The following is a 22,063-nucleotide window of genomic DNA, read 5'->3' on the forward strand; positions in this document are numbered from 1 at the left end:
GAAGAAGAATAGAGACTAGTTTTTCACAATTATCTGAGCAGTTAAATATAAATAAGGTAAAAACTAAGTCATACTGGGGCTTTATTACTAGAATCAAGATAAAAATTCTTTCTCATAATATATCATTCTTTATAAATAAATTACTTGGAAAAGATGAAGATATATCAAGAATTAAATCTTTAGCATTTGGATAATATAACCATACATTTGAAGTTAAAAGGATATTTTTTTGTTAAAATCAATTTATCATATTAAGTAAATTAATTTCAACTAGCACAATAGATTAAGTTAGCGTATTAAAATAAAGTGAATGCTATTATATTTATTAGGAGGATCTCATGAGTGATATTTTAAATACTTTAGAAATACTGAATAATATATGTGAGGAATGTCCATTTTATAATACCGAAGATTGTAATAATAAAAAATGCTTGATTGGTTATTCTAAAAGACTATTAGAGTTTTCAAAACTTAAAGGAGTTATACAAATAGAGGGTGCATCTAGTATGATTCCAGGTGATGATTTTAAATATTATGGAGAAGATTTAGTATGCTCTGGTATAGCTAATACTTGTGCTCACTGCAAGAACTGTCAGGAAAATCATAATGAGGATTGTATTATAGCAATTCTTAGAAAGTGTCTTGAAAATACTGTTATAAAGAAGAATATACCTTATAAGGGTTCAACTTTTATGTATTTGATGGATCTCAATAATGAAAATAAAGATATAGCAGCTCTTGTGAATGAGAGAATGAAAAGTGTTAATGCATAGAGTAAGCTTTATTTTATAAGTGGGTTATCAAAACTATATATTAAAATACCACGAATACAACTAAGTTTTTATCTTATTTCATGCTAATGAATGCATTGGAGATATATGAAGTATACTAAAAAACAAATGACATTAAAATACCACACTAGTGGTATTTTAATGTCATTTGTTCTGGGATTAAACTAATATGATTCTAAATCTATGAATAACGTTGATAAAAGAACTAGAGTACCAACTATTTTCAAGTAAACAGTCTTTAATGAATTAACTCATAGATTTCATCAGTATGTGCGAACTTTATATTTTTATGATAATATATATTTGGAAAGGAGATGAGATTATGAGTAAAAGTATTGTCGGAGGGCAAGCTGTAATGGAAGGCGTTATGATGAAGAATCAAAATAAGATAGCTGTAGCTGTTAGAAAATCTGATGGAGATATTGAAATAGATAAAAAAAGCATTAAAAGTTGGGTTGCCGATAAGGGGTTTAATAAAGTTCCGTTTTTAAGAGGTGGATTTATACTTCTTGAAACTATGGTTGAAGGAATTAAAGCTCTTAATTTTTCTGCTCAGTTTTTTGACGAAGAGGAAGCGGTTGAACCCTCTAAATTTGAAAAGTTTTTGGAGGATAAGTTTAAGGATAGGACAAATGATATATTAATATATTTCTCTATGTTTATAGCTTTAGTATTTTCTGTTTTACTGTTTATATTATTACCTACTTTTTTAGGTGGTATATTAAAGCGATTTACTGATAATGTAATGGCTTTAAATTTTGCAGAAGGATTGGTTAGAATAGGGATATTTTTATCTTATGTATCTATTATATCTTTAAATAAGGATATAAAAAGAGTATTCCAATATCATGGAGCAGAGCATAAATCTATTTATTGTTACGAGGAAGGTCTTGAATTAACAGTGGAAAATGCAAGAAAATTTTCGACTCTTCATCCAAGATGTGGTACTAATTTTATGTTTATAGTTATGATTGTATCTATGGCTATATACTTTCTATTTGGATGGCCAAATCCGTTTTTAAGAGTTATATATAGATTGTTATGTATACCTATTGTAGCGGGTATATCTTATGAGATTATAAAAATTGCTGGAAAGTATGATAATATATTTGTGAAAATTATTTCATTACCTGGTATGATGCTTCAAAGAATTACGACTAGAGAGCCAGATGATGATCAATTAGAGGTGGCGCTTTGTGCTCTAAAGGCTGCACTTGAAGAAGAGGTGATAAAAAATGACTATAAGACAGATGATGAAAAAGTGGATAAGAGAGCTTAGTAATAGTACTACCGCAAAGCTTGATGTTGAGCTTAGTATTTGTAAGGTTCTTGATGTTACTAGATTATATATACATCTCAATTTAGATGAAGAAATTTCTAAGAAGGATGAAAATAGAATTGAAGCTCTTTTAAAGCAAAGAAGAAAAGGAAGACCTATGGCTTATATTATAGGAAATAAAGAGTTTATGGGACTTAATTTCTTTGTTAAAGAAGGAGTATTAATTCCAAGACCAGATACTGAAGTACTGGTTGAGGATGTTATAGAGCAGGCAAAGAAAATAGACAATCCTTTAATTGTAGATATTGGAACGGGTTCTGGAGCTATAAGTGTATCTTTAGCTAAATATGTAAAAGATTCAAAGGTTTATTCGCTTGATATATCATATGATGCTCTAGAAGTTGGAAGAATTAATGCTAAGAATAATGAGGTAGAAGATAAAATAACTTTCTTAGAGTCAAATGTATTCTCGGCAATTGAAGATAAAAATATAAAATTTGATATAATAGTTTCAAACCCTCCTTACATAAGACGCAGTGATATATCTTGTCTTGATGTTGATGTTAAGGATTATGAACCTTCTTTAGCTCTTGATGGGGGAGCAGATGGACTTGATTTTTATAGAAAGATAACTGAGGATTCTATTAAATTTATAAAAGATAAAGGAATCTTAGGTTATGAAGTTGGATATGATCAAGCGGAGGATGTAAAAAATATAATGATAAAAAATGGATACGAGAATATAAGAATATTAGAGGATTTGGCATCTATACAAAGGGTTGTTATAGGTACGAAAATTTGATATAATGAAAAATTGATATACTGAAAGAGGTGGAAACTTATGTTTGATAAAGTTGGAATTATAGAAGATAAGTATAAAGATTTAACCCAAAAGATTGGGGATCCAGAAGTTATTAATAGACAGTCTGAATGGCAAAAATATATTAAAGAGCATGCGGAAATAGAACCTATAGTTATGAAGTATAGAGAATATAAGGAAACTGTTGCTGGAATTGAAGAATCAAAGCAAATACTTCAAGAAGAATCTGATGAAGAGTTAAGAGAGCTTGCAAAGATGGAATTATCTGATCTTGAAGAAAACTTACCAAATATAGAAGATGAGCTTAAGCTTTTACTTGTTCCTAAAGATCCTAATGATGAAAAAGATGTTATCGTTGAGATAAGAGGTGGAGCTGGTGGAGATGAAGCTGCACTATTTGCTGGAACTTTATTTAGAATGTATTGTAGATACGCAGAATCAAGAAGATGGAAAGTAGAATTAATGAGTAGCAATGAAACAGGTGTTGGTGGATACAAGGAGGTTTCTTTCTCTATAAAGGGAAAAGGAGCATACTCAAGACTTAAGTATGAGTCTGGAGTTCATAGAGTTCAAAGAATACCAACTACAGAATCAGGTGGTAGGATACATACATCTACTGCTACTGTTGCTGTTTTACCAGAAGTTGATGATGTTGAAATAGAAATAAATCCTAATGATTTAAGAATAGATGTTTTCCGTTCTTCAGGAAACGGAGGACAAAGTGTTAATACTACTGACTCAGCTGTAAGAATAACACATCTTCCAACTGGAGAAGTTGTATCATGTCAGGATGGAAAGAGTCAGCTTAAGAATAAGGAAAAAGCTCTTAAGGTATTAAAGGCTAGATTATTTGATAAGGCTCAAGCTGAACAACATAAAGAAATAGCAGCTGAAAGAAAGAGTCAGGTTGGAACTGGAGATAGATCTGAGAGAATTAGAACTTATAATTTCCCCCAAGGAAGAATTACAGATCATAGAATAAACTTAACGTTATACAAGCTAGATAGTTTTATAGAGGGACAATTAGATGAGATGATAGATTCTCTTATAACTGTTGATCAAGCTGAAAAATTAAAGGCTGTAAATAACTAAAATATTAGTCCTATATTATTCTTATGAATAATATTAGGACTTTTTTTCTAAGGAAAGAATATTTTAAATAGTATATCTTGATACTTATGATGAGGTGAGATAGTTGAAGAAAACTTTGGTTTGCAAAATTGACAAGAATAATATTGATATAGATAAAATACAGGAATTTGGAAAAATCTTAAAAAATGGAGGGACTGTTATATTTCCAACTGAAACAGTGTATGGACTAGGTGCTGATGCACTTAATGATAAAGCAGCCAAGAAGATATATGAGGCTAAAGGAAGACCAAGTGATAATCCTTTAATAGTTCATATTGCTGATAAAGAAAAGATTCACGAAATTGCTACTAATATAGATGAAAGAGTTTATAGTGTTATGGATAAATTTTGGCCAGGGCCTATAACGATAGTATTAAAAAAGAAAACGATAGTGCCGTCTATTACTAGCGGAAACTTAGATACAGTTGCAGTTAGAATGCCGTCTCATCCGATAGCTATATCTCTTATAAAGGAGAGTGGAGTATTTGTTGCAGGTCCATCTGCGAATATATCTGGAAGACCATCTCCTACTGATGAAGAGAATGTATATGAAGAGATGAATGGTAGAGTTGATGGTATTATACTTGGAGGAGATTCAAATGTTGGTCTTGAATCTACAGTTCTTGATTTAACTGGAGATATACCTACGATATTAAGACCTGGTGGAGTAACAATAGAAGATTTAAGAGAGGTTCTAGGAGAGGTTGTAATAGACCCTGCAATACTTGAAAAGAACGAAAACATAATTGCAAAGGCACCTGGAATGAAATACACTCACTATGCTCCAAAGGCAGAAGTGTTCATAGTTAAAAAATATGATGAAGACTACATAGATAAAATAAATAAATTGGTTGATGAAGGAATTAAAGAAGGAAAGAAAATAGGAATTATGTGCCTTGATAAAAATAAAGACAAATATAAAGGTGAGGTTATAGGTCTTGGAGAAGATTTGAATGAAGTAGCTTATAACTTATTCAAGGCTTTAAGAGAAATGGATAAAAAAGGTGTAGATATTATATATTCAGAGAGTTTTGAGAATGTTGGAATTGGGCAAGCTATAATGAATCGTTTAATAAAGGCGGCGGGGTATAAATTTGTATAGAATTTGATTTGTAAATTTACTGTATTTGAGCGAAAAATTATGATTATTAAAATACCGATAATGGATTGAATATTTTAATACAACTAAGCATTACGTCTTATTGAATATACTAAAAGTTCTGAACTCCCGTTGGTCAGACAAGGAACTTTCTTAACGTATATTCAAACGTCGTAATACTAGTTGTATAGTAAAATATTAAAAACATTATCTAACATTTTAATAATCATAATTTTTTGAATATGCATACAGAGTCAATCAAAAACCTTAAATATATACAAATTTAAGAGTATAAAAAAAGAAAAGAAGAAACAAAAACATTAAAGGACAAAAAGACAAAAATATTAGAAATAAAGGATGAAATTTAAAGGAAAAAATAAAAAAAGAAAAAATATAAAAAATTAAAATAAAAAGAAGGAATATAAGAATATATGTCGAAATATTATTAGGTTTGTAATTAATTCGATTAAAATGGCTTTAAAAATTAATTTGGAGGTGAACACAAGTGAAGAAAATAGGAATTGCAAGTGATCATGGTGGATACAATTTAAAGGAAGAGATTAAAAAACACCTACAAGGTGAGTTTGAAATTGTTGATTTTGGAACTGACTCATTGGATTCTGTTGACTACCCAGATTATGGAGTTAAAGTTGCTGAGGCTGTGAAAAGTGGTGAAGTTGAAGAAGGGATACTTTGCTGTGGAACAGGAATAGGGATATCTTTGGCTGCTAATAAGGTACCAGGAATAAGATGTGCAGTTGTTTCAGATACTTTTTCAGCTAAGATGTCTAAGGCTCACAACAATGCTAATATGATATCTATAGGAGAGAGAGTTGTTGGAAAAGGATTAGCTCTTGAAATTATAGATTCATGGATTAACACTGAATTTGAAGGAGATAGACATCAAAGAAGAGTTTCAAAGATAACAGAAATAGAAAAAAAATATTCTAAATAGATTTTTAAAGGGAGGAAATAAAATGTCAAAGGTAGTTATGATGAACCATCCATTAATACAACATAAATTAACTCTTATAAGAGATAAGAATACTGGATCTAAGGATTTTAGACAGTTAGTAAAAGAAGTTTCTATGCTTATGGGATATGAAGTAACAAGAGATTTAGCTTTAGAGGAAGTTGAAATAGAAACTCCAGTTACAAAAACTAAGTCTAAGGTTATTTCGGGAAAAAAATTAGGTATAGTTCCTATATTAAGAGCGGGTCTTGGAATGGTAGATGGAATACTTGAGCTAGTTCCAGCTGCTAAGGTTGGACATGTAGGACTTTACAGAGATCCAGAGACTTTAAAACCAGTTGAATACTATTCAAAATTCCCTGCTGATATAGAGGATAGAGAATTTATAGTAGTAGATCCTATGCTTGCTACAGGTGGTTCTGCAGTTGCAGCCATTGATGTTTTAAAGAAGCAAGGAGCTAAATATATTAAGCTTGTGAACCTAGTGGCTTGTCCGGAGGGAATAGAAGAAGTTGAAAGATGCCATCCAGATGTAGATATATATGTAGCATCTATTGACGAAAAATTAAATGATCACGGATATATAGTTCCAGGTCTTGGAGATGCTGGAGATAGATTATACGGTACTAAGTAGTAATTTGAGTGTGTCATATGACACACTCTTTTTTATCTATAGGAATATAATTAAAGTAGTATTTGAGATTGGAACAAAATATATGTTATTATTTACAAGGCAAAATTATACAAGAATCGACATGCTCATGTAGACCTTTAAATTGGTACGAGAGACCAGGAAGGGAGGAATCATGATGGGAGCCATCGGTGCGTGTTTTTATTATGCAAAAAATACTATGATAAGAATAAATATATAAGCGACGAACAGTTGTACCAAACATGGAAGCTTAATTTTGGTACGCTTGTTTGTTGCTTTTTTATATTTTGATTAATGAAATCAGTTGTTGATGCTATAGGAATATAGTAAATAAAAAAATAGGAAAGTCTAAAAGATTAAAATGTTGTTAAAAAATGGACATTTCAATATAAATAAGGTAATATATAAATATAAAATAATTGTAAAAAAATAACATGAGGAGGGGATTGAAATTAAACTTAAAACAAGACTTATATTTTTAAATTTAGGTTTTTTAGCACTTATATCTAGTATGATAATGTTATATTTGATTACAAATACGTATACTAGTGTAAAGGAAAATAGTATTGAAAATATTGCAATGAAGACAGATAAGATATCTAGTGAAATGGAAGAAATTCTTGATGATGCTAAGCATGAAGCTGAAGAAATTGCAATTATATTGAAAAATATGAAAAAAAGTGGTGGAACAAATCGAGATGTTGTTATTGAGGTATTAAAAGAAAAAATGGAACACAATGATAATTATATGTATTGCTGGGCTACTTGGGAGCCTAATGCATTCGATAATGAAGATAATAACTATATAAATAAGCTTGGGAATGATAATACAGGTAGATTTATTCCATTATGGTCTAGAAAAGGAGAAAATTTAGAACTATCATATTGTGAAAATATAGAAGGAAAAAAGTATTATGATATACCAAAGCAAACTAAAGAAAGCTATATTACTGATCCGACTACATATGAAATAAATGGAGAAAAAGTAACAACGATTACATTTTGTGAACCAATAATAATTGATGGTAAGTTTTATGGGGTAGCTGGAGTAGACATATCTTTAGAGCAGCTTACTTTAATCAATTCATCTGTAAAGTTATTTGATAGTGGATTTGGAAGATTAATTAATGATAAAGGAATGGTTTTAGCACATCCAGAAGAAGAAAGAGTAAGCAAAATTGGAGAGGAATTTGAAGGAGATTTAGGAAAACAATATTTGGGAAAGATTAGCAAGGGTGAAAGTTTTATGAATAAGTCATTTTCAACTAGTGTGAAAACGGAAGTTTATAAATTCTATACACCTATTGAGTTTGAGGATTCGAATTTAAAATGGTCTTATACAACAATAGTGCCTATAAATGAGTTGATGAAAAAAACTAATCATATGATATATGTTATGATAATTATTAATATTATTGGGGTATTAATTATATTTGCTGTTCTTTATTACAATAGTAGATATATAATAAAATCAATAACTGCTATTTCGAATATTATTGTAAAGTTATCAAGATATGATCTTACTTTTGATGAAAATAGTGAAGTAGCTAAATTCTTAAAAAGAAAAGATGAGACAGGAGAAATAGCAAGGGCACTAGAAACAATGGAAGATAACTTTACTCAATTAATTAAAAAAGTACAGAATGTATCTGTTCAAGTGTTAGCGTCTTCAGAAGAATTAACAGCTACATCTCAACAAGTAGCAATTGGGTCAACAGAAGTGTCAAAAACTATTGAGGAATTGGCAGTAGGAGCTATGCAGCAGGCTGAGGATACAGAAACTGGTGCTGAAAAAATGAATGATTTAGGGAATTTAATTAAAGAGAATCAAATATATATGAATGATTTAAGTACTTCATCAGAAAAGGTAAATAATTTAGTAGAAGAAGGTTTAGTAATTATAAAGGATCTTACAGATAAAACAAAAGAAAGAGGACAGGCAGCTAGTGAAATATTTGAAGTTGTAAGAGAAACGAATAAAAGTTCACAAAAAATAGGAAATGCAAGTCAGGTTATTGCATCTATTGCAGAACAAACTAATTTATTAGCACTGAATGCAGCGATTGAAGCAGCAAGAGCGGGTGAATCTGGAAGAGGTTTTGCAGTAGTTGCGGATGAGATAAGAAAATTAGCAGAAGAATCTACTAGTTCAACAAAAGAGATTGATAATGTAGTAAATGAACTAATAACAAATTCTTCAAATGCTGTTGGTATAATTAAGAAAGTAAAGGATATTGGTCAAGAACAAGCTCAGAGTGTAATTAATATTGAAAATAAATATAAGGAAATTGCTATATCAATTGATGAATCAGAAAACTCTATAGAAAAAATGAGTACCTCTGTGGAAAAAATGGAAAATAGAAAGTCAAATGTTCTTGATGTTATACAGTCTCTTTCAGCTATAGCTGAGGAAAATGCAGCTAGCACAGAAGAAGCATCTGCATCAACACAACAACAATCAGCCTCTGTTGATGAAATCGCTAATTCTAGTGAAAATCTATCTGAATTAGCAAGAGAATTACAGGAAAATATTTCGAAGTTTAAGTTATAAAAAAGTTATTTCTAAAAAAAATCTAACCCACTAAATCCTATATTTAGGTATGTGGGTTAGATTTTTTATGATATAGGATATTATATGATTTTGAATCTATGGATAATATTGATGAAAAGGCTATATTTGGAACCATTTTTAAGCAACGGAGCCTGTAAGAATCGTTGGCGACATGAGTCACTGCGTTAGCGAGTAGACGAATTTTTTTATTTATATAAAATTTAATTAACTTGTACATATTTAATATAAATAATATAATAAAGATAGCATGAGTATGATTTTTAGGAGTAATGGAGGAAAATCTATGGATAGAAGAGATAAACATAACTATTATTTAGATATAGCAAGATCAGTTCTTGAAAGAGGAACTTGCCTTAGACGCAATTATGGAGCTATTATTGTCAAAAATGATGAGATAATATCTACAGGTTATAGTGGTGCTCCTAGAGGAAGAAAAAATTGCAGCGATATGGGATATTGCTTAAGAGAGAAAATGAATATTCCAAGAGGGCAAAACTATGAAAAGTGTAGAAGTGTTCATGCAGAAGCTAATTGTATTATATCTGCAAGTAGAAGAGATATGATTGGGGGAAATCTTTATTTAGTTGGAAAAGATATGAAGACTAATGAACTTGTTAAAAATGCCAATTCATGTACTATGTGTAAAAGACTTATATTAAATTCTGGTATAGAAAAAGTAATAATAAGAGAAACTAATCAAAATTTTAGAATTATACAAGTAAATGAATGGATAGAAAATGATGATTCTTTAACTGATGATATGGGATATTAAAATACTTAAAGAGGTGAAAATATGAGTCAGATTATTATTGCGATTATTTTATCGTTTGGAATATCTTATTTTTCAACACCACTTGCTATTAAGCTTGCACATAAAATAGGCGCTATAGATATACCAAAGGATGATAGAAGAGTACATAAGGATCCTATACCAAGACTTGGTGGGATTGCGATATTTTTAGGGTTTTTCTTAACTAGCATATTTATTGTACATATAAACAAGGAGATAATAGGGATATTACTTGGAAGTCTTGTTATAGTTTGTATGGGGATAATTGATGATTTAAATGAAATAGGAGCAAAGACAAAGCTTTTAGGTCAGTTAATAGCAGCTGTAATAGTTGTTGTTTGTGGAGTTAGAGTTGAGTGGGTAACAAATCCATTTACTCAAAGTGGAATAACACAACTAGGATTAGTATTATCTGTTCCTGTGACTATATTTTGGATAGTGGGTATAACTAATACTGTTAATTTAATAGATGGCTTAGATGGGTTAGCTGCTGGAGTATCTGCAATAGCTGCAATTACACTAGCTTTTGTGGCTTTTGCTAATAATCAACAAACATCAGCTATACTTTTGATGTGTTTAGCAGGGTCTGCTATTGGATTTTTGCCTTACAATTTTAATCCTGCCAAAATATTCATGGGGGACACTGGGTCTTTATTTCTTGGATACATATTAGCTGTTATATCTATACAAGGAGCTATAAAATCAGCTGCAGCTCTTGCAATATTTATACCAGTACTCGCTCTTGGTATACCTATATTTGATACTACATTTGCTATAATAAGAAGAAAATTAAGTGGAAAACCTATAATGCAGGCTGATAAAGGACATCTTCATCACAGGCTTTTAAGTAGAGGATTATCTCAACGAAAAACTGTTCTCATACTTTATGGAATAAGCTTATTTTTAGGAATTAGTGCTGTTTTAATATCTGAGAGTAATTTCTTTGAATCAACTATTATACTTATATCAGATGCACTTTTTATATACTACGGAATAGTTAGATTAAAGCTTTTATCACCAGAAGATGGTGAGTTTAAATAGGGGGATTTGAAATGAACAAAGTAAAGGTTATGACTGTATTTGGAACAAGACCAGAGGCTATAAAAATGGCTCCTTTAGTTAAAAAAATGGAGCAAAATAAAAAAATAGAATCTATAGTTTGTGTAACTGCTCAACATAGAGAAATGCTGGATAGAGTGCTTGAAATATTCGATATAAAACCTAAGTATGACTTGAATATTATGAAGCATGGTCAAACTATAACAGATGTTACTAATAGAGTTTTAAAGGAACTTGAAAGTGTAATTGCTAATGATAGACCTGATATTTTACTGGTTCATGGGGATACTACAACTACTTTTTCTGCTTCCTTAGCAGCTTTTTACAACAAAGTGCCAGTAGGGCATGTAGAAGCTGGACTTAGAAGTGGCAATATATACTCTCCGTATCCTGAGGAAATGAATAGAAAGCTTACAGGTATGATATCTTCTATTCATTTTGCACCTACTATTGGAAATGAAGAGAATTTATTAAAAGAAAATATAGACAAGGATAAAATATGTGTAACTGGAAATACTGTTATAGATGCACTTTTATCCGTAATAAATAAAGATTACAAATTTAATAATAAAGACATAGATGATATAGACTATGAAAAAAATAAAGTGATACTTTTAACTTGTCATAGAAGAGAAAACTGGGGTAAGCCTATGGAGGATATATTTAAGGCTATTAAAAGAGTTGTTCAGGATAATGATAATGTAGAGGTAATATTTCCAATGCACTTAAATCCTAAAGTCAGAGATTGTGCAAAATCCATAATGGGAGATGTTAAAAAAATACATTTAATAGAACCGCTTGATTATGAACCTTTTGCAAACTTAATGAATAAAGTAGATATAATACTTACTGATTCTGGAGGCATACAAGAAGAGGCTCCTGCTATTGGAAAGCCTGTTTTAGTTTTGAGATGTGAAACTGAAAGACCAGAAGCTGTAGAGGCTGGAACTGCAAAAATTGTAGGAGTTGATGAAGAAGAAGTTTATAAATCGACAAATCTACTAATAAGAAATCAAGAAGAATACTCTAAAATGTCAAATGCAGTAAATCCATACGGAGATGGTAAAGCATGCGATAGAATAATTGAGTATTTAATAGCGAATTATGGAGGAAACGTAGAAAAAACGAAGGATTTTTAAGTTAATAACCAAAAAAGACTGAATTTGACTTATGAAAAAGATTGCATTAAATTTGATTTTTAATCCGCCTAATTATATAATAGATATATGGGCGAATTCTATCTCAAATATACTCAAAATTTAGATTTATGAAATTGGGAAAATGTTTTCATTGAAAAATGTAGTAATATTGTTATATAATCTTGATTAAAAGGTTCTATAGAAAATGGATTGTTATACATAATAGTTTTTAAATTAACAAAAATCGACGAAATATAGGAGTATAAATATGAGTAAAAAGAATAAATGGTTTGACGCTGTAGTTTATTTGAGTCTAGTATCTCAAATAGGTATATATATGGTAGTTCCAATTCTCATATGTAGTTATCTAGGAAGTTTAATAGACAGAAAATTCAATACAGGACCTATTTTTTTTATCATATTAATTTTACTAGGCATTGGAGCTGGCTTTATAAATGCTTACAAAATAGCTATATCAGTTATAAAAAAAAGGAAGTGATCCTTTGAAATCGACAATGGAAATGATTCTTAACATAATAAAAGTGATGGTTATAGTATTTGTCTTTATAGTTATCGTTGCTTTTTTAACACATACTTTTTCGAAGGAACTTCTATGTGGACTTGCATTTGGCAGTATTTTTTCAATATTAAATCTTAGACTGTTGTCGCTTACCTTGGAAAAAGCTGTAACTATGAATCCAGGAAATGCACAAGGGTATGTTCTTTCAAGGTATATTGTAAGGCTTATTATAACAGCCTTTGTATTGATTATATCTTTAAAAGGTACATATATAAATATCATAGGAACCATTATAGGTTTACTTTTACCTAAAATTAGTATATTGATTGTAAATCTATTTGGCATAGAAAAAATTATTAGAGGAAAGGAGGCGTAAAATGAACGGTCCTAAAATTATGTTTACAATTCCCAATACAAGTATACATGTTAGTGAGACAGTAACTACAACATGGATTATTATGATTGGGCTTACATTATTTGCGTATTTTGGAACTAGAAAGTTTAATAAGGTTCCAAAAGGATTTCAAAATTTTGTAGAATTACTTGTAGATGGATTATACTCTATAGTAAAACAAACTATGGGAGAAGATAAAATGAGGTTTGCTCCTTATATAGGAAGTCTATTCTTATTTTTTATGTGTTCCAATCTTATAGGATTACTAGGTCTTAGATCTCCAACAACTGATCTTAATACTACTTTAGCTTGGGCTATTATAACATTTGGTATGGTTCAATATAATGGAGTTAAGAGCAAAGGTTTAGGAGGATATTTAAAAGGGTTCCTAGAGCCAATACCAGCTATGTTACCTCTTAATATAGTTGGGGAACTTGCAAATCCAATATCATTAAGTTTCCGTCCTTTTGGTAATATTACAGGAGGTATGGTTATAATGATGCTTTTATATCAACTACTTGCGTATTTAAGTGGTTTGATAGGAATAGGTATACCAATACTTCAGGTAGGTATTCCATCAGTACTTCATATTTATTTTGACTTATTCTCTGGAGTGCTTCAAGCATTTATATTTATAATGCTTACAATGGTTTTCGTTTCAAGTGCTATTGATTAAAAATTATATAGAAAATACATAAAAATGATTAGGAGGAATTTAAAATGGAAAAAGCGATAGTTTTAGCAGGATCAGCTATAGGAGCAGGTTTAGCAATGATAGCAGGTATAGGAGCAGGTATAGGACAAGGATTTGCTGCAGGTAAAGGTGCAGAGGCTGTTGGAAAGCAACCAGAAGCACAAGGAGATATAATAAAGACTATGCTTTTAGGAGCAGCGGTTGCAGAGTCAACAGGTATCTATGGTCTAGTTATAGCAATGCTTCTTTTATTTGCTAATCCACTAATGAATCTTTTAGGATAATAAAAATAGGAGATGAACTCATCTCCTAATTAAAGAAAGTGGAGCGATTAGCAGAAGGGAGGATTATGATGTACAAAAGCTTTGTAAGTTTAGACTGGGATTTTGTATTTCAACTTGTAAATACATTTATAATGTATTTAATACTTAAGAAGTTATTATTCAAACCCACTACAGAATTTATGGCAAAAAGAACTGCTGAAGTTGAAGGATCTTATAAAGATGCAGAGGAAGCAGTTAGAAAAGGTGAAGAACTTAAAGCTGAATATGAATCAAAGATAAATTCGGCTAAAGAAGAGGCTCAAGAAATAGTTAAGAATGGTTCAAAGAGAGCTGAGGAAAGAGCAGATGAAATAATCAAGTCAGCTCAAGAAGAAACTGTTCAATTAAAAGAAAGAGCTAATAGAGAGATTCAAAGAGAAAAACAAAAGGTTATGAATGAGCTTAAAGATGATATATCATCTCTAGCAATTTTAGCAGCTTCTAAAGTTATAGAAACTGATATAGATGGAGCTAAACATGATAAATTGATAGGAGATTTTATAGAAGAGGTAGGCGAAGCTAAATGGCAAAATTAGTTGCTAGTAGATACGCTAATGCTTTATTCGAAGTTGGAGTTTTAGAGGGAACTACTGCTGCCCTAAACGATGAGTTAAAGGTTATAGTAGATCTTTTCAACGAAAATGAAGACTTTTTAAAGATACTTAGAGCTCCTTTAATTTCTAAAGAAGAGAAAAAAGCATTAGTTGAAAAAATTTATGATAATAAGGCTTCTTTGGAAATGATGAACTTTTTGAAAGTTTTAATAGATAAGGATAGAATAGGAATTATAGACGAGATATTTACTGAGTTTAAAACTTTGATTAATGAGAAAGAGAACATCTTAGAAGCTGTTGCTATAACAGCAGTACCTATGAGCGAAAAAGATTTAAATAATCTTAAACAAAAGCTTTCTGAGACTAAAGGTAAGAATATAACACTTAAAAATGAAGTTGATTCTAGTGTTATAGGTGGAGTTTTAGTTAAGATGGGTAATGAAGAAATAGATGGAACTATAAAAACTCGTTTAGAAAAATTAAAAGATCAGTTATCTCAAATAATAGCGTAGAAGGGCGGTGAAACCCATGAATTTAAGACCGGAAGAAATTAGTTCAATTATAAAAGAACAAATAAAAAAGTATGAAAATAAATTAGAACTGACTGATGTTGGTACAGTTACTCAAGTTGGGGACGGTATAGCTAGAGTTCATGGACTTGAAAAGTGTATGGCAGGAGAGCTTTTAGAGTTTCCAGGTCAGATTTATGGAATGGCATTAAACTTAGAGGAAGAATCTGTAGGAGCCGTTTTACTTGGTTCTGAAGAAAATATAAAAGAGGGCGACACTGTTAAAAGAACTGGAAGAATAGTTGAGGTTCCAGTAGGAGAGGCTCTATCTGGTAGAGTTGTAAATGCACTAGGACAACCTATAGATGGAAAAGGACCTATAGCTAGTGATAAGTTTAGACCTATAGAGTCTGTAGCTTCTGGTATAATATCTAGGAAATCAGTTCATGAGCCACTTCAAACTGGTATCAAGGCGATAGATTCTATGATTCCAATAGGAAGAGGGCAAAGAGAGCTTATCATCGGAGATAGACAAACTGGTAAGACTTCTGTTGCACTAGATACTATAATCAACCAAAAAGGTAAAAATGTTAAATGTATATATGTAGCTATAGGACAAAAGCGTTCTACAGTTGCTCAAATAATGGATAGATTAGAGTCTAACGGCGCTATGGATTATACTACTATAGTATCAGCTACAGCATCTGAGCTTGCTCCACTTCAATATATGGCACCATATGCTGGTTGTGCAATAGCAGAAGAGTTTATGTATAATGGTGGACATGTTTTAATAGTTTATGATGATTTATCTAAGCATGCGGTTGCATATCGTGCAATGTCACTTCTTCTTAGAAGACCACCAGGACGTGAGGCATATCCAGGAGATGTATTCTACTTACACTCAAGATTACTAGAAAGAGCAGCTAAATTATCTGATGAGTTAGGCGGAGGTTCTATAACTGCACTTCCAATAGTTGAAACTCAAGCAGGAGACGTTTCGGCTTATATACCTACAAACGTAATATCTATAACAGATGGACAGATATTCCTAGAGACTGAGCTTTTCAACTCGGGAGTTAGACCTGCTGTTAACCCTGGTATATCAGTATCAAGGGTTGGAGGTAGTGCGCAAATTAAACCTATGAAAAAGGTTGCAGGTACATTAAAACTTACTTACTCACAATATAGAGAACTTCAAGCATTTGCTCAGTTTGGATCAGACCTCGATGAGGATACAAAGTCAAGACTTGCTCAAGGGGAAAGAGTTGTTGAAATGCTAAAGCAAGGTGAGAATGACCCAATAGATGTTGAGAAACAAGTTATGATTATATATGCTGTAACTAACAAATTCTTAACTGATATTCCTGTTAGTGAAATAGGAAGATTTGAAAGCGAATTCTACAAGTTTATGGATGAAAATTACCCACAAATAGGTAAAGATATCCTTAATGGAAAAGATTACAAAGAGGGATTAGAAAGTGCCATAACAGAATTCAAAAAAAGATTTAAAATTGAAGAGTAATCCTCTTTAAACAGGAGGTGAAATAATATGGCTGGAATGAAGGATATTAAAAGACGTATAAAAAGTGTTGGTAACACTAAGCAAATAACTAAAGCTATGGAGCTTGTTTCATCAGCTAAGTTAAAAAAAGCTAAAGAACAAGCACAAGCTACTAAGCCATATTTTGAAACTCTTTATGCTACTATAGAAAAGATAGCTAAAAGTGCTAAAGGGGTTCAAAGTATATACTTAGAGCAAAGAGACTCGTCTAATAAATGCTATATAGTTATAGCAGGAGATAGAGGTCTTGCTGGTGGATACAACTCAAACGTCTTAAAGACTGCAATAAACCATATGGAACATAAAAAAGAAAGTATTATAGCTGTTGGTAAAAAATCTATAGATTTCTTTAACAAAAGAGGCTATAATATTTTAGATAAATTCACTGGAGTTGAAGATTTAACTTATACAGATGCTAGAAAAATTGCAGATATTGCACTTGAGGCATATGCAAAGGAAGAAATCGATGAAGTATATCTTGTGTATACTAAATTTGAATCAACTTTAACTCAAACACCAGAGGTATTAAAATTACTTCCGCTTTCTTTTGAGCAAGATAAAGAAGGTACAAAAGGTGAGATGATAGAGTTTGACCCAGGTGAAGAAGAGGTACTTGAGTATTTAGTTCCTAAGTTTATGGAAGGATCTATATATGGAGGTATAGCTGAATCTTCTGCGTCTGAACAAGGAGCTAGAAGAACTGCTATGCAATCTGCTACTGATAATGCAGATGAGATGATTTCTAAATTAGAATTACAATACAATAGAGCAAGACAAGCATCTATAACTCAAGAGATATCAGAGATAGTTGCAGGTTCAGAGGCGTTAAAATAAGGAGGTATGAAAATGCCAGAAAAGAATATAGGTAAAGTGGTTCAAATTATCGGACCCGTGCTAGACATAAAGTTTAGTAGTGAAAACTTACCAAACCTACTAAATGCGATTGAAGTAGAATACAATGGAAATAGAATAGTGGCAGAGGTAGCTCAACATATAGGGGATGACACTGTTAAGTGTATCGCCATGAGTTCAACAGATGGACTTGTTAGAGGTATTGATGCTGTAGATACAGGAGCACCTATATCTGTTCCTGTTGGAAAAGGTACATTAGGAAGAATATTCAATGTACTTGGAGAGGTTGTTGATAACAAGCCTGCTCCTACTGATTCTCCGAAGTTACCAATACATAGAGAAGCCCCTTCTTTTGAAGATCAAGAGACTTCTACTGAAATTCTTGAAACAGGAATCAAGGTAGTTGACCTTATAGCTCCTTATGCAAAGGGTGGAAAGATTGGTCTGTTCGGAGGAGCAGGAGTTGGTAAAACAGTTCTTATAATGGAGCTTATCAACAATATAGCTACTCAACATGGTGGACTTTCAGTATTTGCTGGAGTTGGAGAGAGAACTAGAGAAGGTAATGACCTTTATAACGAAATGATTGAGTCTGGAGTTATCGATAAGACTGCTCTAGTTTATGGTCAGATGAATGAGCCACCTGGAGCGAGAATGAGAGTTGCGCTTACAGGACTTACTATGGCTGAATATTTTAGAGATCAAGAAGGACAAGATGTATTATTATTCGTTGATAATATATTCCGTTTCACTCAAGCAGGATCTGAGGTTTCTGCACTATTAGGACGTATGCCATCTGCAGTTGGATACCAACCAACACTAGCTACAGAGATGGGTGCTCTTCAAGAGAGAATAACATCTACTAAGAAGGGTTCTATCACATCTGTTCAAGCAGTATACGTTCCAGCCGATGACTTAACTGACCCGGCACCAGCTACAACATTTGCCCATCTTGATGCTAAGACAGTTTTATCAAGAGATATAGCATCTCGTGGTATTTACCCTGCGGTTGATCCACTTGATTCAACATCTAGAATACTAGATCCAAATGTTGTTGGAGCTGAGCATTATGATGTAGCTCGTAGAGTTCAATCTGTTCTTCAAAGATATAAAGAACTTCAAGATATAATTGCTATACTTGGTATGGACGAATTATCTGATGAAGATAAAATGGCTGTTGCTCGTGCAAGAAAGATTCAAAACTTCTTATCTCAACCATTCAGTGTTGCTGAGCAGTTTACTGGTATGGAAGGTAAATATGTATCTCTTAAAGAAACTGTAAGAGGATTTAAAGAAATACTTGATGGTAAGCATGATAACTTACCTGAATCAGCTTTCCTTTATGTTGGTACTATAGAAGAGGCAATTGAAAAAGCTAAGAAGGGAGAGTAGATAAACATGGCAGGAGAATTTTCTGTAGAAATAGTTACTCCCGATAAAAAGTTTTTTGAAGGTACTGCCCAAATGGTAGTTGTTAGAACTATAAACGGTGATGTTGGTATACTTAAGAATCATGCAAGTTACGTAGCACCACTAGATATAGGAGTATTAAAACTTAAAAAAGATGGTTCATTTAGAGAAGCATCTGTTGCTGGTGGGTTTATCCAAGTTGATAAGGAAAAGACTACTATATTAACAGAAGCTGCTGAATGGGCTGATCAAATAGATGTACAAAGAGCTAATAAAGCTAAAGAAGAAGCCGAAGCAAAGATTAAATCTGCTGATGAAAAAGAAGTGAAGCTTGCTAAAGTTGATCTTAAAAAAGCGATTAATAGAATAGAGGTTTCAAATAAAAGGGACTAGTTTTTACTAGTCTCTTTTTGTTTGAATTCATTTAAATTAGATATAACTATAGGTGCATTTATTTGCACTAATTTTAGATTTTTACTCTCGATTGATTTTTCAAGTGCTTGAATCGAATATTTAAGTTTTGCAAATTTTTCTTTTTGTTTAGAATATGTTTCGTTTTTTGAATTTAAAAGTTCTGAAATTTTGCTTACTGTTGCTAATGCTTCTTCATAGTTTTCCATATCACATAAAAGTACTGCTTTTCTTATAGAATACTTTGCAACATCAATATCGGTATTAATGTAAGTTTTAAAATACTGTCTAAAAGAGGACATATATTTAGTCATATTATTGCAGTATATTAGAGAATCGAATATGTTGTATTGAGCAATTGAATCTGTTAATGAATTTAAATTTGTTTCAAAGCTTTTGATGTATTCAGGATCAGCAGAAACTACAATCATACTTGCTTGAAGGTTATTCCAATTTTTATGAATATCTACTAAGTCCTTATTTATACCAAGCCAGTATTCTTCAAGCTTGAATTTAAGCGGATCTTTTTCTAATTTATTTATATCTTGTATATCTTCTGCTAATAAAGACTGATATATGTTTGTATTAACTATATGGCTAGATAGTTTAACTTTATCCTTTTCCATGTCTTCAGGTGTTTTTTGCTTGTCTTTTTCAGGCAACCTAGATTCACTTAATGAAGCTAATTCTTTCTCTTTTTTAAGAGATGTATCTATTAGCTTGTTTCTAGTTTCAAGAGCATCGTTAATACTTGGCATTAAATCTATCTTAGCCATTATAATCAATATACTATCTTGCAACGATTGCAAAGACTTTGGTTCCTTAGGAAGACTACTTTCCTGTGTTTTTTCTTCTGATTTTGCACATCCACTTAAAATAAGTACAAAGAATAGTAGTATACTTATAATTTTTCTCATAAAATCACCTCATGAAATTATTTTTTCCAAACAATAAAAAATAATTCAATAGATTCATTGACTTATTGTACTTTATTTAGTAAATTTATATAGAAATAATTTCTTTTATAAACTATTAAAATATAAATTTATTTTAACGATATAATAAATATAAGGGTATTTAAAAAGGGAAGGTTGGAAGAATATGATATTTGGCAATAATAAACTGGATATGGATTTAATTGAGAAAATAGTAAAAACAAATAAAGTACCTATGTTAGTCCAATACGAGCCGTTTAAAGAGCTTATTAAGATGGAATCAAATGATTCAATATCTAAAAAAATTAAAGAATTAAATGAATTAATCAAAGAGAAAAATATCTTAGAAAAACAGCTTTTAGATATTCAGGCAAAAAAGCCTAAACTTATGGCTAAGATAATATATATATCAAATGAGTTGAATGAGAACAAAAATATAAAGGCAGAACAAGAATTAGATAGACTAAAGCAGGAAATGGAAGAAATAAATGATAATATGGATACTATATTTGAAAAGTTAGAAGATATGCCTATGTTAATAAAAGAAAAGAATTTAGATCTTTTGAGAGAAACGGTAAAGCATTCATATGAGAGAATAAATAAAGGGGAATCGAATCTTTCTGAGATCAATGGAAAAATAGCAAAGCTTAGAAAAGAATTAGATGAACTCAGAGAAAATAAGGAAAAAGAAGAGAAAAAAGTAAATAATACTTATCATTTTATACATTCTATACTAGGTCATAAAGATATGGAAAGATTAGATGACAAGCTTTTGAAGTAGGAAAGTAGCCTTAGGCTACTTTCTTGCACATTCACTGGTTTTACCAAGTAAAATTTCAAGTCCATGATCAAGAGTATCTATTATATATTCTAAAGACTCTTTAACCGCCTTAGGACTTCCTGGTAAATTAACTATTAAGGTTTCATTTCTTATACCACTAATACCTCTAGATAACATGGCTCTTTTAGTTATGTTCAGACTGTAATATCTCATAGCTTCAGATATACCTGGGGCTAGTTTTGTTATGGCTTTTAATGTGGCTTCAGGAGTCACATCTCTTTTGCTAAAACCCGTTCCTCCAGTTGTAAGTATTAAATCAAGATTAAGTTCATCACTCATGTGAATTAATTCATCTGAAATTTTATTCTCCTCATCTGGAAGTACTATATACTTTTTAACTATGTAGCCTTTTTTTTGAACTATTTCAGATATAAGCTTTCCACTTTCGTCAATTCTTTCGTTTTTATAGCCTTTATCACTGGCTGTAATTATACCTACCTTGAACATAAAAAAACCTCCTAATATATGACTATTAAATAATTATATATTATAGATGAGTTAGTGTAAAATTATTATAAAAAATAGGTTGAAAAAATCTTTACTTAGTCGTATATTAGAATAAAGAGTAAGAAAAAAATATATTATCTCCGAACTATATATCCTAAGGATTGATCTATGGAGTATAGTCTGGATTTTAAATCCATTTGAAAAGGAGAATTTTAAAGGAAGAAAAAGCCCTTTATTGTCTCGTTGTGCAATAAATGGCTTTTTTTACGCTATAGGAAATTATATTATTTTTGTTTTGTGGATAACT

General features: G+C 31.2%; 24 protein-coding genes, 1 pseudogene and 1 riboswitch. Of the genes and pseudogenes, 23 read left to right on the plus strand and 2 right to left on the minus strand.

Annotation, left to right across the window (positions count from 1 at the left end):
• From N4A48_RS02325 to N4A48_RS02430, 22 genes and pseudogenes are all read left to right on the plus strand, one after another.
• A pseudogene (locus N4A48_RS02325) lies at positions 1–194 on the plus strand (IS982 family transposase); the annotation flags it as partial.
• 144 nt (positions 195–338) lie between these two features.
• Positions 339–773: a hypothetical protein gene (locus N4A48_RS02330; protein WP_293664064.1), complete on the plus strand. Its 435-nt coding sequence runs from the start codon at positions 339–341 to the stop codon at positions 771–773.
• A 340-nt stretch (positions 774–1,113) separates the two neighbouring features.
• Entirely contained in the window at positions 1,114–2,070 is a 957-nt protein-coding gene (locus N4A48_RS02335; protein WP_293664065.1) for a DUF1385 domain-containing protein, read from the plus strand.
• Complete coding sequence (gene prmC / locus N4A48_RS02340; RefSeq protein ID WP_293664066.1) at positions 2,027–2,872, plus strand: peptide chain release factor N(5)-glutamine methyltransferase; 846 nt, start codon at positions 2,027–2,029, stop codon at positions 2,870–2,872. The genes N4A48_RS02335 and prmC overlap by 44 nt, the downstream gene beginning before the upstream one ends.
• Positions 2,873–2,911: 39 nt before the next feature.
• Complete coding sequence (gene prfA / locus N4A48_RS02345) at positions 2,912–3,982, plus strand: peptide chain release factor 1 (RefSeq protein WP_293664067.1); 1,071 nt, start codon at positions 2,912–2,914, stop codon at positions 3,980–3,982.
• 103 nt (positions 3,983–4,085) lie between these two features.
• On the plus strand, positions 4,086–5,123 hold the full coding sequence (locus N4A48_RS02350; RefSeq protein WP_293664068.1) for an L-threonylcarbamoyladenylate synthase: 1,038 nt from the start codon (positions 4,086–4,088) through the stop codon (positions 5,121–5,123).
• Positions 5,124–5,625: 502 nt separating this feature from the next.
• Positions 5,626–6,075 (plus strand): ribose 5-phosphate isomerase B, encoded by a 450-nt coding sequence (gene rpiB / locus N4A48_RS02355; RefSeq protein WP_293664069.1) that lies wholly within the window; start codon positions 5,626–5,628, stop codon positions 6,073–6,075.
• A 22-nt stretch (positions 6,076–6,097) separates the two neighbouring features.
• Positions 6,098–6,727 carry a uracil phosphoribosyltransferase gene (upp, locus tag N4A48_RS02360; protein WP_293664070.1) on the plus strand — a complete coding sequence of 210 codons (630 nt, stop codon included), beginning with the start codon at positions 6,098–6,100 and terminating at the stop codon, positions 6,725–6,727.
• 529 nt (positions 6,728–7,256) lie between these two features.
• Positions 7,257–9,296 carry a methyl-accepting chemotaxis protein gene (locus tag N4A48_RS02365; protein ID WP_293664071.1) on the plus strand — a complete coding sequence of 680 codons (2,040 nt, stop codon included), beginning with the start codon at positions 7,257–7,259 and terminating at the stop codon, positions 9,294–9,296.
• Between the two features lie 304 nt (positions 9,297–9,600).
• The gene (locus tag N4A48_RS02370) at positions 9,601–10,089 is read left to right on the plus strand and encodes a deoxycytidylate deaminase (RefSeq protein ID WP_293664072.1); all 489 of its coding nucleotides are present in this window, start codon (positions 9,601–9,603) and stop codon (positions 10,087–10,089) included.
• Positions 10,090–10,110: 21 nt separating this feature from the next.
• Positions 10,111–11,148 carry a glycosyltransferase family 4 protein gene (locus N4A48_RS02375; RefSeq protein ID WP_293664073.1) on the plus strand — a complete coding sequence of 346 codons (1,038 nt, stop codon included), beginning with the start codon at positions 10,111–10,113 and terminating at the stop codon, positions 11,146–11,148.
• Positions 11,149–11,159: 11 nt separating this feature from the next.
• The gene (wecB, locus tag N4A48_RS02380; protein WP_293664074.1) at positions 11,160–12,305 is read left to right on the plus strand and encodes a non-hydrolyzing UDP-N-acetylglucosamine 2-epimerase; all 1,146 of its coding nucleotides are present in this window, start codon (positions 11,160–11,162) and stop codon (positions 12,303–12,305) included.
• A 268-nt stretch (positions 12,306–12,573) separates the two neighbouring features.
• On the plus strand, positions 12,574–12,804 hold the full coding sequence (locus N4A48_RS02385) for an AtpZ/AtpI family protein (protein WP_293664075.1): 231 nt from the start codon (positions 12,574–12,576) through the stop codon (positions 12,802–12,804).
• Between the two features lie 4 nt (positions 12,805–12,808).
• Positions 12,809–13,201 carry an ATP synthase subunit I gene (locus N4A48_RS02390; protein ID WP_293664076.1) on the plus strand — a complete coding sequence of 131 codons (393 nt, stop codon included), beginning with the start codon at positions 12,809–12,811 and terminating at the stop codon, positions 13,199–13,201.
• A gap of 1 nt (position 13,202) precedes the next feature.
• Complete coding sequence (gene atpB / locus N4A48_RS02395) at positions 13,203–13,895, plus strand: F0F1 ATP synthase subunit A (RefSeq protein WP_293664077.1); 693 nt, start codon at positions 13,203–13,205, stop codon at positions 13,893–13,895.
• 44 nt (positions 13,896–13,939) lie between these two features.
• Positions 13,940–14,197, plus strand: a complete 258-nt coding sequence (atpE, locus tag N4A48_RS02400; protein ID WP_293664078.1) for an ATP synthase F0 subunit C — start codon at positions 13,940–13,942, stop codon at positions 14,195–14,197.
• 68 nt (positions 14,198–14,265) lie between these two features.
• Entirely contained in the window at positions 14,266–14,772 is a 507-nt protein-coding gene (gene atpF, locus N4A48_RS02405; RefSeq protein ID WP_293664079.1) for a F0F1 ATP synthase subunit B, read from the plus strand.
• Positions 14,760–15,302: a F0F1 ATP synthase subunit delta gene (locus N4A48_RS02410; RefSeq protein ID WP_293664080.1), complete on the plus strand. Its 543-nt coding sequence runs from the start codon at positions 14,760–14,762 to the stop codon at positions 15,300–15,302. Before atpF ends, N4A48_RS02410 begins: the two co-directional genes overlap by 13 nt.
• Positions 15,303–15,318: 16 nt before the next feature.
• Positions 15,319–16,821, plus strand: coding sequence for a F0F1 ATP synthase subunit alpha (gene atpA / locus N4A48_RS02415; protein ID WP_293664081.1), 1,503 nt, complete (start codon positions 15,319–15,321; stop codon positions 16,819–16,821).
• 27 nt (positions 16,822–16,848) lie between these two features.
• Positions 16,849–17,694, plus strand: a complete 846-nt coding sequence (atpG, locus tag N4A48_RS02420) for an ATP synthase F1 subunit gamma (RefSeq protein ID WP_293664082.1) — start codon at positions 16,849–16,851, stop codon at positions 17,692–17,694.
• A 12-nt stretch (positions 17,695–17,706) separates the two neighbouring features.
• A complete protein-coding gene (gene atpD / locus N4A48_RS02425) occupies positions 17,707–19,104 on the plus strand; it encodes a F0F1 ATP synthase subunit beta (protein ID WP_293664083.1) in 1,398 nt (465 codons plus the stop codon).
• Between the two features lie 6 nt (positions 19,105–19,110).
• Positions 19,111–19,515, plus strand: coding sequence for a F0F1 ATP synthase subunit epsilon (locus tag N4A48_RS02430; RefSeq protein WP_293664084.1), 405 nt, complete (start codon positions 19,111–19,113; stop codon positions 19,513–19,515).
• Here N4A48_RS02430 and N4A48_RS02435 read toward each other — a convergent pair.
• Positions 19,512–20,450, minus strand: coding sequence for a hypothetical protein (locus tag N4A48_RS02435; RefSeq protein WP_293664085.1), 939 nt, complete (start codon positions 20,448–20,450; stop codon positions 19,512–19,514). The two genes, N4A48_RS02430 and N4A48_RS02435, sit on opposite strands and share 4 nt — an antisense overlap.
• A gap of 184 nt (positions 20,451–20,634) precedes the next feature.
• Between N4A48_RS02435 and N4A48_RS02440 the strand changes: the two genes are divergently transcribed.
• Positions 20,635–21,249: a hypothetical protein gene (locus tag N4A48_RS02440; RefSeq protein WP_293664086.1), complete on the plus strand. Its 615-nt coding sequence runs from the start codon at positions 20,635–20,637 to the stop codon at positions 21,247–21,249.
• Between the two features lie 15 nt (positions 21,250–21,264).
• Here the strand turns inward: N4A48_RS02440 and N4A48_RS02445 are convergent, their stop codons facing one another.
• Positions 21,265–21,756, minus strand: a complete 492-nt coding sequence (locus N4A48_RS02445; RefSeq protein ID WP_293664087.1) for a MogA/MoaB family molybdenum cofactor biosynthesis protein — start codon at positions 21,754–21,756, stop codon at positions 21,265–21,267.
• 126 nt (positions 21,757–21,882) lie between these two features.
• Positions 21,883–21,980, plus strand: a riboswitch (molybdenum cofactor riboswitch).
• Positions 21,981–22,063: the final 83 nt, after the last annotated feature.

The organism is Tepidibacter sp., from assembly GCF_025210165.1.
GTDB lineage: Bacteria > Bacillota > Clostridia > Peptostreptococcales > Peptostreptococcaceae > Tepidibacter_A.